Source organism: Williamwhitmania sp., assembly GCA_035529935.1.
Lineage (GTDB): Bacteria > Bacteroidota > Bacteroidia > Bacteroidales > Williamwhitmaniaceae > Williamwhitmania.
This window is the reverse complement of record DATKVT010000101.1, coordinates 1-16053: the sequence shown is the minus strand read 5'-3', so window position 1 is coordinate 16053 and position 16053 is coordinate 1. Positions and strand designations below refer to the sequence as shown.

Here is a 16053-nt window from a genome sequence, read left to right as displayed (position 1 = left end):
TTGTATAAGCACCTGCAGAAAGACCTGTTAACACATTGCTAGTTTGATAAGTAGTTCCGTCAGAACTGTATTTGAGTGGTGGCCAGCCACCGCTACCATTCAGAGTAACCGAACCATTGCTACCGCCATTACAGGTAACATCAGTATGACCAGTAACACTTAATGAAAGAGCACTTGAGGGTTGGTAAATTTCTATGTTATTTGATGATATGCTACAGTCATGGCTATCAGTCACACTAATAGTATAAGTTCCGGCACTGAGGTTAGAAAATATGCCAGATGAAGGAGACGCATTTATTGTGGTGATTATTAAAGCCCCCTTGAGCAAGGTGACGCTATAATTTGCGGTACCACCAGATATAGAATAGTTAATGCTCCCAGTGCTTCCTCCAAAATTAGCAACGTGAACAACAAAAGGTTGATTTACCGATAACACTGAAGGTTGATTTACCGAAACAGTTTTAGGAGTATTAAAAGTACAAACATCAGATCCATACCTTAAGCTTACCGTATAACTGCCTACATTTGCTATGTTATCTTGTGCAATACCACCACTAAATGAGTAATCTGACTTGTTAACAACCATTTTGAAGTTATTTGGATAACCACCCACATCTGAAGATAATGCCCCTTTAATTGAACCATAACCACCATTGCATAGAGCATCATTTGCTGTCACTGTAAATCGCTGGTCGTTAACACGTTTATCAGCTACCGTTACAGAACTTTGCTGATAGCAATAGGCGTTGCTGTTTTTTATGGCTTTGTAATATGGTTGGTAGGTTCCATCAACATTGACATCTATCGTTGGATTGTTTCCATATACTACGTTATCTTTAGAGTAACTATAATTAAAGTTATTCTGTTGGGTGGCTGTAGGGGCAGTAAAAGTTATGCTTCCGCTTGCTCCGGGGCAACCCACAAGGTCTGTTACCTGAGCTTGATAAAGCTTAAATGGCAGTGCTTGAGAAATAACTTTTGTAAAAATTGGAGCAGGTTTTGATCCGTAAAAAATTATAACCACGCTTGATCCTATTGTTTCTCTTTCAGAAGAAACTATTTGATAGTTTACCGGAGTATCTTTTGTCAGACTAATGGTTTGTTCATTTGTAGAATTACCCCCTAATTTATAAGCAACTTTTATATTGGGAAAAATGTCTAAAGTCTCACTTGGAGTAATTGTAAATGTATATTTATCTGTCCCGCATAACTTTTTTTCATTTACAGTCAGGTTTGGCAGTCGTTTTATGGAATATACTTTCTGAATATAGCCTGCGCTATATTGCAAATCAGGTGATCCATCTTGTCTATACCCATATGCTCTAACATATACAGTATTTGCACCAGCTAACTCCTCCTCTGTAAATACATGTGACAAGCCACTAAACTCTTTCCATTCGCTTGAATTATCTGTGCCATAATAGTAGACGGGCAATATCCCAGTGTATGTATTATCAAATGTTGCGTTATAGGAATAAGTTACCCCAGGAATTACAAAACCAACACTTTCGCCCTGGGTATCATCTTCAAGTTTATAGTAAAGGTCGAGACTTATTGGCCTAGGTGGGGTAATCCCTATATCTATTGAACCTTGAAAATTCTGCCATGTAAGACCATTATTTGTTGAAATTGTTATGCCTAAATAATTAATATAATCAGATGTATTTGCCGTTAAATTAGCAGCTCCCTCACAATCAGCAGAAGTATATCTGGTAACAATAGCTTGTAAATTCACATAGAAACTATTGTAAATATTATTTAACTTATACCAGTCTTCAACAACATAATGATAATAATGGGTTGTATTACCATTAATAGTTACATCACCTATTTCTCTATTCAAAACTACGTTTTCGCAAGATGGATGGTAATTTAGAGTTTGAGATGAGACATGGAAGCCAAATGCCCAATCTTTCATTGCAAAATTGTCAAAATTGGGCTGTGCAATGGAATACAGCGGGTATAGTAGAACTATAATTACAAATAATAACTTTTTCATGGCTAGAACTCTATTAACTTTTGTTCAACCTGAACTTTATTGTTTTCTAAAACTATGGAGATGGCAAACTGCAACTTGCTATTAATTGGCAATCGTCCATAGGTATATGGGAATTGCATAGGAGAAAGTCTTGCCACCATCTGCTTGTTTCCAGTCTCTTGGTTTTTCAAATAAATAATGGCATATTTAACTTCTGGTGCTTTTTTGTCAAGGGTAAAAATCAATACCCCACTATCGATGGTATAGTCTACAATTCCCTTCTCCTTTCCCTTCACCTTTGTAGTTCCTGTAACGGTTACCGGTATGGAGGCTGTTCGATTACCTGAAGAATCAATGGCAACCAACGTTAGACGGTTTCTGCCGGAGGGAGCCATTAATTGTAGCAGGGTGTCCACAGGTTGATTCTTGTAAACTTTAAGCACCAAACCAATATTAAGTTTACCATCCAGCGATTGGGTTCTCAGCTCATGGGAAGCCACATCGCCACTACTGCTCGGTATTAGCCTCAAGGTAAGGCTATCGCCATGCTGGCTAACAATATCCATAATGGGTGGCGAGGGTGGAATACAATCCTCCTTCAGCAGGGAGGCTACCTTGGAGAAGCCCGATCGGTTAAACCGGCGGTCGAGAGCCAGAACCATAAAGTAAACCCTGCGGTTTAACACCCGCTGTGGGGTTTGGTAGCTAAAATGGTTGCTCACGCAAAGGCTATCCGTTGCCTGTATAAACTCCGCGGAAGGATCGAAGCTGTAGTAGACCCTGTAACCCAGCAGGTCGGCTTCGGTGTTAGGCAGCCAATGCAGATGGGCAACTCCCACGGAGTCGACGCTTCCGACTAACCCAATGGGGGGTGCCGGTGGAATGGAGTCGGGGCGCTGGCAAATCCGGGGAAGCGAGAGGTACTCCTTGCCAGCGTTATCTTTGAACACCACGTTTACGTAAAGCAGGTATTCATTCTGCACGCCTACTGTTGCACTTCTGGTGCCAGCCGGAATGTTTCGGGCGAGTGTTTTATATTGACCCTTAAGCGTTCTGGTGGCAATAATGCTATACTTGCCCCCCAAGGAGTCGCTCTTAGCCGGTACGCTCCACTGAACGTAAAGGGTGGTATCGCCGGTAAAGGCCATGGAGTCGATTTGCGGAATGGGTCGCTGCTCATACTGGAGAATTGCTGCAACGGTATCGGAGGGTGGCCCCGCAATGCCAAAGGGTGTGAGACCGATGACCCTATACCAGGCCGCGTTGGCTCCCGCAGGTAGGCTATCGAGGTAGTAGGTCATCCCCTTATCCACCTGGTTAACGCTCATATATGGATCCTTTGTGAGAGAATTAAACTTATGACCACCATCGAGCGACCGCTCTATTCTATAAAAGGAGTAGATGCCATAAAAAACCTCGGTGGGCCACGAAACAAGAATGTTTCGCTTCTGCTGCGCCTCTGCCTTTACCAAAAAGGGTCGGGGAAGTTCGGTGGGGCGCTTGGCTCCAATATAGGCAAAGGCCGTGTCGGTAAGGGTGCTGTCGATGGCGGTAGGGAAGTAAACCTTGTAGACGTAATCCTCCCCCTTGCGCATGGTGGTATCCTCAAAACCAAGCCCCATCATTTTGGCAACGGCAAAGGAGCGATCGGCCACCAGCAGGCCAACGTTTCGTTGATCCTCCTGCGCCCGAGCCTTGTTTATAAGGTCAATAAAGCTATAGTCTACAGTTGGATCCACTTTGGCATCGTCGCCATAAATGGCCTGAGCCGCCACGGCTGCCATGTCGCTGGTATCGGCAATGGGTTCAAACTGCTCCAACTTAAGGGGCAACAGTGGGGTTGGGGTGAGTAGCCTGTGCTCCTGCTTCTCCAGTATCTCACCATTGCGGGCAATTGTAACCCGCTCCACCATGTATCCATACTTTATACCGGTCATCCAGGCAATGGTTGTGGTGGGTGCCCATCTCAAGAGGTGTTGAGTACTATCGCTGTAGGCAACCATAAAAAGAGGGTGCTTGGCAGCCTGCTGTGCAGTGGCCTGCTTACCGATTACACCGGTAAAGAGAAGTAATCCTAATATGAACGATACCTTTTTCATTGCCTAGAGATCAAATCGTATTTCGGGTGACGAAGTAATTGTATTCAAGCCGGGAAGTTTGTAGTCCAACTTGATGTAGTATGGATGGAATTCATAAATTGAATAAAACACCGATGTATAGAGTGCTCGAACAAGTGGATCGTTAGGATACTTGTAGAGGTAGTAGGCAGCCTTATTCACTAGGTCAACATGATCCTTGTAAGCAAATATGGCAACCATGTAGTAGAAGTCCGTGATACTGCTTGAATAATTAAACGTCTTTGTTTTGATATCACCTTCCGATAGTGATTCAGGCGTAGAGGTTACCTCAACTGCTTTTACTGGTGCTGAGGAGGGTCCTGTTGTTGTAATTGTTCTCCAATCCACCGTCAGTTCGGGCTTTATGGGATAGTGTCCATAACAAACTGTATCTAATACCTCATGATACCATTCAGTATTAAGTAGCACGGCAGAAACACCAACGTTATCATTTTCGAACTTATCAAATGGCTCTGGGCTATTATAGGAGAAGGTAAAGCTGTGTACTGTGCTATAAACCCAATGTCTTATTCCAGATGGATTTACAAATGTTTTAGCCTTATCGGCAAATGTATTGTAGAGGCTTGTCCTAAAATCCAATGAGTAGAGCTTCTTCTCTGAGGCCTTGTTTATGTTTCCTTCTAAAGTATTAGTGGTTAGGGTATCGCCGTTGTCCCTCACCTCAGCCACCTTTACAAGGTTGGTATCGGCTTTTACATTTTGTGCATTGGCAGGTATCTTAATGATATCCATGGTATACACGGTTTGGTTGGTAAGCTGAGGAAGGTTAAAGTAAACCTTCTTATCGGCCTCGCTATACGTTATGTCGCTCTCCAACTCACCGCCCGTAGAGGTAAAACGAGCCTTCTTCTTCCATCCGGCCTCCGGCTTAAATAATTCCGGCATACCCTGCTTTAGAATAACGTAACCTTGAGGATACTCGCTTTTATAAAAGTTGAGCATATTGGCTGTAGGATACTCATAGGCCACGTTGCTTTCGGGTAGGTAGTCGGGCGCCTCACCCGTTTTTATTATGGCCTCCTTACCCTCTGTCTCCACTGCTCCAGCGCTATCGAGATAGTTTTTCCAATTCCCATTCTCCTGCACCTCAAAGTGAACCTTAGCCTCCAGCTTCAGTTCCTTTTTGCCGGGCAGGACATTGAATGGTTCCAACGCTAATACATCATTCTGGTCGTTCCAGTTTTCGCGACATTGAATGGGCTGGCCGTTGTTAGTCACCCTGAAGTAGTCCAGTGCAATGCGGAAATTCTTCATCTTGTCGTCGATGTCCATGAGCTGGAAATTCTTGTTCACCGGCATGTTAAAGGCCACCTGCGGTAGAGTAAAAACATTCACCTCGTCGGTTCCCGTTCCGGGCGTTATTTCCGAAATTACCTCAATGTCGGCAACCGCACTCCCCCCAACAATTTCGCACTTCTCACCAACGGTTACCTCAAAGTGACAATTCCCCTTTACCATCCCTCCTAAAACACTATACTGTCCACCAACAACCCCCTTTAGGTAAACAGGGTTGGGCAATTGAGCCGTGAATGCAACGGCAGCTCCTATGGAAAGAATTTGGAACTTCTTTTTCTTTCTAAAAATCTTCACTTTGACACCTATTTCGGCCTTCAGCCAAGCGTAAAGTTGCCCCTTGGCATACCAACCATCAACTCCTATGGGGCCAGATTGACCCGCGCAGTGGGCATCGCCATAATCGCGGAGAAGTATGTCGAACCCGGCACCCATGGAGAAGGAGCCGTAGAAAATGGCAAAGGTTCTTTCACCGGTATCAATGCTGAACGAGGCCCCGAAAGCAAATCCGCTACCCTTTGAAAGCAGCATGGGGTTTCGGCTTTGGGTAAAGTCAATTTCACCCAGAATGGATTTTACCTGATCGGGAACGGGTGGTAAATCGCCAATGAGAGTTCCCACCATAAAATAGCTATCAGCTTGGGCTAGGCCCATAAAGGTGAGTGCAATTCTATCTTCGGGGGTACCTATATAAACATACCAGTCCTGCGGGGAGAATAGTAGCAATGCGGTTCCTGCCCGGTTGTTCTCATGCGATCCTTTTAGTATATTGTAAAGATTGGCATAAACATCAATTTTTCCTGAGAAGGTGCTTATGGATGCGAAATACTCCAACTTCAGGTTGGCCGATATTCCCGTACCGCTTGTTGCCGGTGTGCCGGGATCCTTCATAAAGTTTACGGCACCGGTAAAGCCCATGTAATCCAATCCTCCACTGTTGGTAAACCTAGTTTCCAGCGTAACCATACCGTTGAAGGCCTTTTCGGTGGGCAAGGAAACTAACATTACCGAGGCCTTTATTCCAAACCCCATAGTACTATCGGGAACATAGGTGGAGGTATACCGGTCCATATCCTGACTCGTAGTTGTGGTTGCACCTGAATCTCGAGGTGCTGTCAAATCGGCCACCTTAAGAACATTCATGTGCTGGTAAGCACCGCCTCCGAATGCTTGAATGCCCAGCCCAGTTCCAATTACAAGCGGATGTCCCAACTTAAGAAAGGCATCGGCATACCAGTAGCGCATTCCTCTAACAGAGCCAAACTGTGCAACGGCTCCTCCCGAAATGCCAGGAGTAAATGTAGCCTTCACCTCACCGCGAAATCCATTGCCATACGTGGGATGGTCTTGGTATTGGACCAGCGACCCGTCCAACTCAAAAAAGCTCTCCTTAATCTTAACCGACAGCGTATCCAGATGAATGTTCTTATACTTATAATCAAGCGCTTTTCCTCCGCTATTGACCGTTGTTACGGTAAACCCTCCCGTTCCTGCAAATCCACCCTCTGAAGCCTTCACCAAATTGACGGAGATAACGGCCTTCATCTTTAAAATGCTGTCCTTACTGGTAAATGCAAGTTGCTTCAGTTCTATGGGAAATCCGTTTGTAGAGCCTGTGGTAACCGAGATGTAGCGAAAATCAATATAGGGTGCCTGCGTAGAAATCTCCAACTGCTGGAAGTCCATTTTCCCCAAGCTGAGCTTTCCGCCAACATTCATTGTCATGGAGCCGTAAAGGACCATTTTAGGCAAATACTCTCCATCCTTATATTCAACGCTAATGGTAGAGTTGTTGGCCAGATCTACATTAGCACCAAAGGCATCAAACTTTACTTTGTTGGGCAAGGAGGCACTCAGGTAAAAGTTCCCGTTGTCGAACTTTGCGGTATACTTCATATCCTCCTGTGTATTGATAAAACCAGGTCGAATTATTCCCTCCAACCCGCAGGCATCAATGCTATTCTTGTAAATGGCAAGAGTAATTTTATCTACTGAAAATGCCCAGCCACCTATGCTTCCTTTCTCTTTTGAAATCACATTTGTAGCAGAAAGCGTACCGGTAAAACCATCCTCATCAATTATGGTATTAGTCATGGCTATGGTTGTAGCTTCCTTGTTCTTTGTAAAAGATTTTGGCAGCTGAACCGTCAAGTTCTTTATGTAAATTCCCCTCCAAGAATATTCTCCGGGTGTTTGCATGGTAGCGGTTGTATAGCCCGCAGGAAAATTGATTCCCTCCGGATTATGCGTATCGCTCATGTCGAGATATACATCTCCTGGGTTAAAAACAAAATCCTTAAGACCATCAACCTTAAATGCACCCAATGAAAGTTTAAAAAGTATGTCGTTTACGTCGGTGAAGGTGGCTGCAACTGTAGCTTTAAGCGGAGCAGTGCTATTTTCCTGATTACTTGTACTAATCGGGTGGATATTATTGTTATTAATTGTCAACTCGCCTGCCAACGTTGTGCTTTTGTAGCCGTTGCAGTCCCACTCAACGTAGGTATCCCACTTTTTAAGGGTTAATTCTTTTCCCAGTAACGGAAGCGGCTTGTCGTCCATCAGTCTCAACTTTGCGGCCTCAATACCACTGGCACCAATGGTTACTTCGTCGGCATAGAACGCAATGCTCTTCCCCGATTCAGGAATTTCTAACTTCATATATGCCTTCAAAACCGCCTTGTTGGGAAGAAGACGTAATTCATCGAGAACAATTGTAACCCTTGTACCCCCAATGTTTTTTTGAATACCGATGGGAAGGGTGTAGGTTTTGCTAGGATCGAGAAGACCCACAATTCTGTTCTCGTTGATAACCTTATTGGTGAGAGAGTCAGCGCGTCGCTCAATTTCCTGTACGCTCAACGTGGTGGTGTCAGCTCCAGCATCGGCATCCTGCACCGAAAAGTATGGAAGGGTGAAATTCGAAACCTTTGCCGGCTCCCCTGCCTCCATTTTGGTGGCAATGAAAAGCATCAGAATTGTGGAAAGAAATACTAACTTCTTCATTGTTAAAAGTTATAGTTGTAACCAACGGTTGCTGACAAATCGCTCCGCTCCTTAATGGCTCCGGCCTTGGTGTTTTGCTGGTAGGTCGTTATATTCATTGCAATATTGTGCTTCTTCTTTATGGTATAGGTTCCGCCCAACCTAAAGTTAAGGTTTCTGGAAGTTTGTGACCAAGCGGTGGTTGAAACATTAAAGGCAGAGGAGAATGTTAGCTTCAACTTCTTTTGGAGAAGGCTCTTTGTTACCGAAATAACCGGCCCAATAGTCATGGCGTCGGGGCTTCCCGACACGCGGTTGATGTTACTGCAAAGTGAGGCGGTTAAGTTCAACTCCTGTTGCTTAACAAACTGAGAATATGCTGCAATTATGTTGTAAAAATCAGAGTGAACATTTGGGGCACTGCCCTCCTGAACCGAAACAGCCGTTTGATAGTTGGTGGTAAAGTTTAAACTCTTTCTATCGCCACCAGCACTATTGCTTAAAAGGTATAGGACACTGCAGAAGGCTGTTTGCGATATCTGTGAAAAATTGAGAGTATCGAGATTTTGGTATGGGGAAGTGGCGTTGATTACGTCGAAAGGTGAGCGTATGTTGGTGTAGCTCGTAAAGTTTGAGTATCCAACGTTGAGGTTTAACTTTGGTGTAACTACAACGCTGCTATTTAGGCTACCAACAATTTGGTGGGTGGTAGATAGTTTTTTCGATTCGATGTTGTTGAGTTGATAACCAAGATTTCCGCTAAGATTTACCTTACCTTTATTCAACATTTTGGTGAAGTTCAGTGTATAGTTTTCAAAATCGTTGGTAAAGTAGTAGCAACCAAGGGTTGCATAATCGGGGTCAACTCGCTCATAAGCAATCCCAACAGTTCCAGTTTCTGCGGTGTAGTTAAAGCCAGTTCTTACGGCCTTTCGATATGTTGTGGAGGAGCGCTTGCGGAAAAATGGGAAGAGTTTGGAATATGGTGTTACCGATTCTCCTTCGCCAAGCGACTGCCTTGTATCGTTGGTAAGTTCGCTTCCGGAAATACCACCCATTATTTCAAATCGTTTGGTGATTTTATGGGAAACTTTGAGTTCAAGTGCAAGGTTGTCTTTTGGGTATACCAGCAGCGAATCGGGTAGTGGACCAATGGAGGACTGTTTATCCCATGCCCGGAATATGATTAGTTGAATTGGTGTTTTTTCCAACCCCAACTCGATTTTTGTACCCCAGCCAAACCGCTCAAAATAGGGGGTATTCTTCCGGGTGGTGTCGTAGTCAACACCTTTAATTAGTCGACCATAAAACGTGGAAACCTTTATGGGAGATGATGGTGGCGCCACTTCAACACCAAACCCTAAAAACTGTATGCCGCTGTAGGTGTAGGGAGAATAGGACAATGAATTGTAACCAACATAAGTTTTAATCCATTTATAGGAGGGCTGTGCTCCAAAATGGTTGAAATTAAATGGTTGACTATATGCTACCTGCTGATTGGTATATGAAAAGTTAAATGGGATATTAAAACTGTAAATTTGTGCATTCACATTGCCAGAGACTATGTAGGAAAATGCCTTTCTCGAGGATTCTTGGTCAGTAAAGAAAAAGTAGTTATTGAAGCTAAAACCTCCATTTATCTTTAATGGATTTCCTTTCCCAATAGTAGACAAATCCTGAGCACTAACTGTCACTTTCAATAGTAGAAGTGCTACCATAAGGCCAAAAGTTTGAACTAAAAACCTCATCGCCCCTAGTAGTTGTCGTTCCTGATTTGATAGCTACCGTTCTTCTGGCTAAACCATTCTCGAACCTCGATAAGGGCTTTCTTGTAGTTATCAACTTTCAAATCACCTGAAACACCAATGGAAAATGGAAAGTCAGCAACCGCTGGAGCAAGGAGTTCCATGACCCTATAACCGCAATCAATCTTACTGGTGGATTCTGGATTTGGGGAATCACAGCTATAACTCATATTCTGAAGCACATCAACTAGGTATTGAATAGCTGCTTGCTGGCGGGTGTACGCAAGGTCAGGAAAAACAAAATATATCGTTTGGGTATTGACCTCTAACTTCTTAACCTTCTCTAAGCAGTAGTTCAACCAAAGCGTATCGCCTAAACGCGACATTGCAAGAGCGTATGGCCACTTGTTCCGTTTAAACCTGGTAAAAAGAGATTCGTTTTGGAGAAGGAAACTATGCAACTCTTCGCCTCCAACATAACCAGAGACTTTAATAGCCTCCTGAAGAGATGGATTGTTGCCGTTTGAAAGGTAAAGTTCTAACTTTTTAATTGCCGAGGAATCGTAAACATCTCTTGGGATTGTCTTGAGAAACGGAATAGTTTGGTTTCCAAAAAGAGATGGATTTCCAATTGAAAAATCCAGCAACACATTAATTCCTGCAACTTTCTGATTATGGCTCTCGCCATGTGAAGTAAGATATTTAGCTACAACTATAGCCTGTGAAGTTAGTTGGCCGATTGTGTCTTTAGGTAAGGAGTTTAATTCGGCAATAACACTCAGCCATTCTTTTGGATTAATTCCTTTTTCCGCGTTGGAGGTAATGTTGCTATAAGCCGTATTTATGCTTTGAGAATAGCCGACTCCGCAGCTCACTGCCGCAATAAGCAGTGTTAGCAAAATTCTTTTCATTGTTAGGTTTAGGGTTTTCTATAACAAATGTAATTGAATTTATATTTGCTGCAAATTTTATAGTGTTAAAATTCAATCGATTGCTGGAGATGTTAGCAAAATCAACATTTTTTTGCATGCTTTTTTCCTATCTTTCCCATCAAATTACAATTGAAGAATTATGGTACGACGGTTGCTTCTTTTGGCAGTGCTAATCCTCTCCGTTGGAGGAATTCTGGCACAGGAGGTTTCGAAAAATGTGCAGCGGGCCGATAGGGTCTACAACGATGGAAACTACGACAAGGCGCTTGAGCAATACCTGCGGGTGGCCTCCGAGGAGGCCGTTACGGCTCACATTGCTCGGCAAATTGGAAACTGCTACCGCTTTCAAGACAATTTGGCTCAAGCCGAAATTTGGTATGAGAAGGCGCTGAAGCAGCCCGACCACAACTCCGGTGACTACCTCCTGCTTGGTTACGCACAAAAGGCCAACGGAAAGGTGGAGCTGGCAGCCGCAACGCTTAAGAAGCTCTATGCGCTCGACATGCTCCCCAACCTGGCACAACAACCCGGAAGTGGCTCGTCGTTTGATGCCTTGCTAAGAGAGGGATTCCTTAGCCTAAATGTCATTCCGGTAAGCATTAATAGCTCCGAGTCGGACTTTTCACCAACCATCTATCGCGATGCACTGGTGTTTGCCACCTCCCGCTTCGACCGCGGGTTGGCCAACCTCGACCGTCAAATTAACCCACAGCAACACCTGAGTCTTTACACGGCGCGCCTAAGCAGCAGCGGAGAGTTGGGATCACCATTCGTGTTTTCCAATGACCTGCTCAGCCCATACTATACGGGGCCCATTGCCTTCTCCCCATCGGGCGATACGGCCTACTTTGTAAGAAAAAAGTATCTAAAGGCTCGCCGTGGCGACGAGAAGCAGATGGCGGATAATAACCTCAAGATACTCCGCGCCATATATAACCATGGGGAGTGGATCGACCAGGGGCCACTACCATTCTGCACCGACAGCTACTCCGTTGGCGATCCAGCTGTGAGCCCCGATGGGAAACGGCTTTACTTTACATCCGACATGCCTGGTGGAATGGGAGGTGCCGATCTTTACTACCGCGAAATTCGGCCCGGTGGAACCTTTGGCGATGCCGTAAACTTGGGCGCCAAGATCAATACGGCGGGCAACGAAATGTGTCCCTTTGTGGCTAAGGATGGAACGCTCTTCTTTGCCTCCGACGGCCTTCCCGGCTTTGGCAACCTCGACCTGTTTGCTGCCTATCCAACCGCCAACGGGTTCGACTATGTTACCAACCTTGGCTACCCGGTGAATGGAGCCTACGACGATTTTGGCCTCACGCTGTCAGCCGATGGCACCATAGCATTCTTCTCCTCCAACCGTCCCGGTGGAATGGGTGATGACGATATTTACAAAATCGAGGTAAAAAAGATAGTGGTTACCCACACATTAGATGGACAGGTTGTTGACGAAAAGGGTGCGCCAGTAGTCTCTGCAACCATAAAAGTTATGGATGGCGATAAGGTGGTGAACACCATTTCGACAGATGCGGCAGGCAAGTTTACCGCCAAGCTGGATGATGACCTCAAAGTTTCTCTACATGCCCAACGAACCGACTACTTTCCAACATCGGTGGAGGTGAACACCTTTGGTCTTGGCCTCAAGCCAACAACCATTCCTGTTAAAATTACCATGACGCGCGATATTGGCTATACCCTTACGGCCACTATTCTGTCGCTTGCCAACAACTCCCCTATTGCTGGTGCAAGAGCCATTGCTTTTCCTCCCGATACTACAAAAGCCCTAGTTGGCAGTGCCGACCAGCTGGGACGCGTTCGCTTTAAGTTAGATAAAGATACAGACTACCGCATTCGTGTTGAAAAGGAGGGTTTCGTAAGCAAGTGGTTTACTCTTTCCACCAAGGGACGTGAGCGTGGTGACCTGAACCTTAGTACAATGTTCGACACGAGACTTCAGGCTGTTGTAAAGCCGGGGCTTACCGGTAAGGTTACCGATGCCAAAACAGGCCTCCCCTTAGAAAACGTGGTGGTTACACTCACCTCCGACAAGTTGCCTCAACCCCTTCGCATGGCTACCGACAACTCAGGTCAGTTCAACAGAACAGACCTACCGGAGGGAGTTTACTCGGTAAAGTTGGAGAAGGATGGCTATTCACCCATGGAAATTAGCCTTACACTTGGCAACGCTCCATTTAACGTGAACTCTCAATTTAGCCTAGCACTTCAACCGGCCAACGGATCGTTCACTGCCGTAGGATTGGTTACCAACAAGGATGACGGCACGCCAATCAAGGAGGTTGTTGTTACCCTGCTCGACAAGGCCACCAACGAGAAGGTTCAGAACAAAACCGACGACTTTGGCAGCTTCGACTTTAGGCTAGATGCCAACCACATCTATATCTTAAAGCTGGAGAAGGAGAAATTCTTCGCTAAGACGCTAATGATTTCAACGCAAGGAGTACCGGCAGGTATGTTCAATCTAAATACAGCCTACGACCTTAAGATGGAGCCCATTGTGATGAACAAGGCTATTGAGATTCCAAACATATACTACGATTTGGGCAAGTGGGACATCAAGCCGGAGTCGGCAACAGAGCTCGACAAGTTGGTTACGCTGTTGGAGGAAAATCCCACCATCCGTATTGAGCTCAGCTCGCACACTGATGCACGTGGCAGTTCGCAGCAGAATATGGTGCTTTCGCAGAAACGTGCACAATCTGCCGTGGACTATATTGTTTCCAAAGGTATTGCCAGCTCGCGCATTGTGGCCAAGGGTTATGGCGACACCATGATCAAGAATCGTTGTAAGAAGGGCGTACAGTGCACCGAGGCCGAGCAGGCCGTAAATAGGCGAACAGAGATTAAGGTGATAAGCTACTAAATGGATGGGGCGATGAGCCCCATTCTATTTAACTCTCTGCCAGTTTACAAAATTGAATTTTTTCAAGTACGTTTGCAGAAAATGATGGATAATGGACCTTTCCAATAAGAAAATATTAGTTACCGGAGCCGATGGTTTTATTGGAAGCCATCTCACCGAAATGCTTGTAGACTCAGGTTTTCAGGTAAGAGCCTTTGTTTACTACAACTCCTTCAACTCTTGGGGCTGGCTCGACACCTTTCCCAAGAGCAAGCTGGATAAGATTGAGATATTTGCGGGCGATATCCGTGACCCAAACGGCGTACGAAATGCCATGAAGGATGTTGATGTAGTCTTTCATCTCGCCGCACTCATTGCCATTCCGTTTAGCTACCACTCTCCCGACAGCTATGTGGACACCAACATAAAGGGTACGCTCAACATTTTACAGGCGGCACGCGACCTCAATGTAGAGCGCGTGCTGGTGACCTCCACCTCGGAGGTGTATGGTACGGCCCAATATGTGCCAATCGATGAGAAGCACCCACGGCAGCCGCAATCGCCATACTCTGCCACTAAAATTGGTGCCGATAGCATTGCTGAATCATTCTACCGCAGCTTTGGATTACCCGTTGTCATTGTGCGTCCATTCAATACCTATGGCCCTCGTCAGTCGGCTAGAGCGGTAATACCAACAATTATTACGCAGCTTCTGGCCGGGAAGCAGGAAATTAAGCTGGGGGCCCTCAGCCCTACTCGCGACCTACTCTACGTGAAAGACACCGCCAGAGGATTTATCGAAATTGCCAAGTGCGACAAGCTCATTGGTGAGGATGTGAATATTGCCACCGAAATGGAGATCTCAATCGGCGATTTAGCACAAATGATTATCGATCAGATCAATCCCCCTGCCCATATTGTTTCCGATGAGCAACGGCTACGACCTGCCCTTAGCGAAGTGGAGCGCCTGCATGGAAGCCGACAAAAGTTAAGCCGGTTTACCAATTGGGAACCGCAGCTTACCTTTGAGCAGGGGGTTTTGCAAACAATTGAGTGGTTCAAAAATCCGGTAAACCAAGCCAGATATAAAGCCGATATCTACAATGTGTAAAAGAGCAGTTATTCTGGCTGGAGGAAAGGGAACTCGGCTTAAACCGTACACCGTTGTTCTTCCAAAACCGCTTATGCCCATTGGCGATTTCCCCATTCTTGAGGTGGTAATTCGTCAGCTGGCAAAAAACGGGTTTGGCCACGTCACCATTACGGTAAACCATCAGGCCGAAATTATCAAGGCCTTCTGTGGTGATGGCTCCCGGTGGGGCATCAAGGTCGATTACTCGCTGGAAAGTAAGCCGTTGAGCACCATGGGGCCGCTAAAGCTGATAAAAGACCTTCCGGAAAACTTTTTGGTTATGAATGGAGATATCCTTACCGACCTCTCCTTTGCCAATTTCTATAATGCTCATGTGGAGGAGAACAGCCTCTTTTCCATCTCATCCTACAAAAGGACAGAGGTTAGCGAGTATGGTGTGCTGGAGGTTGACAGCAGCAACAGGCTTACCGGGTTTAAGGAGAAACCTCAACATCACTACCTTGTGAGCATGGGAATTTACATGCTCAACCGTCGCATTCTCGATTTTATTCCCGAGGAGACCTTTTTTGGCTTCGACATGCTCATGCTTGAACTTCTGCACAAAGGCGAAAAGGTTGCTGTTAAACCATACGATGGCTACTGGTTGGACATCGGTCGCCCCGACGACTACATGCAGGCCATTGAGGAGTTCGATGCCAATAAGGATAAATTTTTGTAGCATGAAGGGACGAATACTGGTAACCGGAAGCAGCGGCTTTATTGGAACAAACTTGCTAAAACGACTTAAAGCCAACAACTACGAGGTGTTTACCTTCGATATGGAGGATGGCGACATTGCCACCGCCGAATTTAACTACGAGAAGCTGGACCACATTATTCATCTTGCATCAAGAACCTACGTACCTGCCAGTTGGGAAAATCCTCTCGATTTCTACAGAACTAACACTTTAGGCACAACCAACATTCTTGACCTTTGCCGTAAGCAAGGCTGCTCCCTAACCTATGTAAGTAGCTACGTGTATGGAA

At 45.3% G+C, this 16053-nt stretch carries 9 protein-coding genes; 4 read left to right on the top strand and 5 right to left on the bottom strand.

The window, feature by feature from the left end; translation table 11 throughout:
• The 5 genes from VMW01_07855 to VMW01_07835 all read right to left on the bottom strand — a co-directional run.
• Positions 1–1999 (bottom strand): SprB repeat-containing protein (locus tag VMW01_07855; GenBank protein ID HUW06161.1); only part of this gene is annotated, 1999 nt, incomplete at its 3' end.
• 2 nt (positions 2000–2001) lie between these two features.
• Complete coding sequence (locus tag VMW01_07850; GenBank protein ID HUW06160.1) at positions 2002–4077, bottom strand: hypothetical protein; 2076 nt, start codon at positions 4075–4077, stop codon at positions 2002–2004.
• A 3-nt stretch (positions 4078–4080) separates the two neighbouring features.
• Complete coding sequence (locus tag VMW01_07845; protein HUW06159.1) at positions 4081–8415, bottom strand: hypothetical protein; 4335 nt, start codon at positions 8413–8415, stop codon at positions 4081–4083.
• A gap of 2 nt (positions 8416–8417) precedes the next feature.
• Positions 8418–10112, bottom strand: coding sequence for a hypothetical protein (locus VMW01_07840; protein HUW06158.1), 1695 nt, complete (start codon positions 10110–10112; stop codon positions 8418–8420).
• A gap of 35 nt (positions 10113–10147) precedes the next feature.
• On the bottom strand, positions 10148–11050 hold the full coding sequence (locus VMW01_07835; protein ID HUW06157.1) for a hypothetical protein: 903 nt from the start codon (positions 11048–11050) through the stop codon (positions 10148–10150).
• 160 nt (positions 11051–11210) lie between these two features.
• Between VMW01_07835 and VMW01_07830 the strand changes: the two genes are divergently transcribed.
• The 4 genes from VMW01_07830 to VMW01_07815 form a co-directional block, all read left to right on the top strand.
• Positions 11211–13955, top strand: coding sequence for a carboxypeptidase regulatory-like domain-containing protein (locus VMW01_07830; GenBank protein HUW06156.1), 2745 nt, complete (start codon positions 11211–11213; stop codon positions 13953–13955).
• Between the two features lie 91 nt (positions 13956–14046).
• Positions 14047–15045 (top strand): NAD-dependent 4,6-dehydratase LegB, encoded by a 999-nt coding sequence (locus tag VMW01_07825; protein ID HUW06155.1) that lies wholly within the window; start codon positions 14047–14049, stop codon positions 15043–15045.
• Positions 15038–15745 (top strand): sugar phosphate nucleotidyltransferase, encoded by a 708-nt coding sequence (locus VMW01_07820; protein ID HUW06154.1) that lies wholly within the window; start codon positions 15038–15040, stop codon positions 15743–15745. The genes VMW01_07825 and VMW01_07820 overlap by 8 nt, the downstream gene beginning before the upstream one ends.
• A 1-nt stretch (position 15746) precedes the next feature.
• Positions 15747–16053 (top strand): SDR family oxidoreductase (locus VMW01_07815; GenBank protein HUW06153.1); only part of this gene is annotated, 307 nt, incomplete at its 3' end.

Bases quoted from the DNA above. Each gene is read 5' to 3' on its own strand.
- VMW01_07840 (HUW06158.1), bottom strand. From the start codon at position 10,112: ATGGTAGCACTTCTACTATTGAAAGTGACAGTTAGTGCTCAGGATTTG.
- VMW01_07820 (HUW06154.1), top strand. From the start codon at position 15,038: ATGTGTAAAAGAGCAGTTATTCTGGCTGGAGGAAAGGGAACTCGGCTT.
- VMW01_07845 (HUW06159.1), bottom strand. From the start codon at position 8,415: ATGAAGAAGTTAGTATTTCTTTCCACAATTCTGATGCTTTTCATTGCC.
- VMW01_07830 (HUW06156.1), top strand. From the start codon at position 11,211: ATGGTACGACGGTTGCTTCTTTTGGCAGTGCTAATCCTCTCCGTTGGA.
- VMW01_07835 (HUW06157.1), bottom strand. From the start codon at position 11,050: ATGAAAAGAATTTTGCTAACACTGCTTATTGCGGCAGTGAGCTGCGGA.
- VMW01_07825 (HUW06155.1), top strand. From the start codon at position 14,047: ATGGACCTTTCCAATAAGAAAATATTAGTTACCGGAGCCGATGGTTTT.
- VMW01_07850 (HUW06160.1), bottom strand. From the start codon at position 4,077: ATGAAAAAGGTATCGTTCATATTAGGATTACTTCTCTTTACCGGTGTA.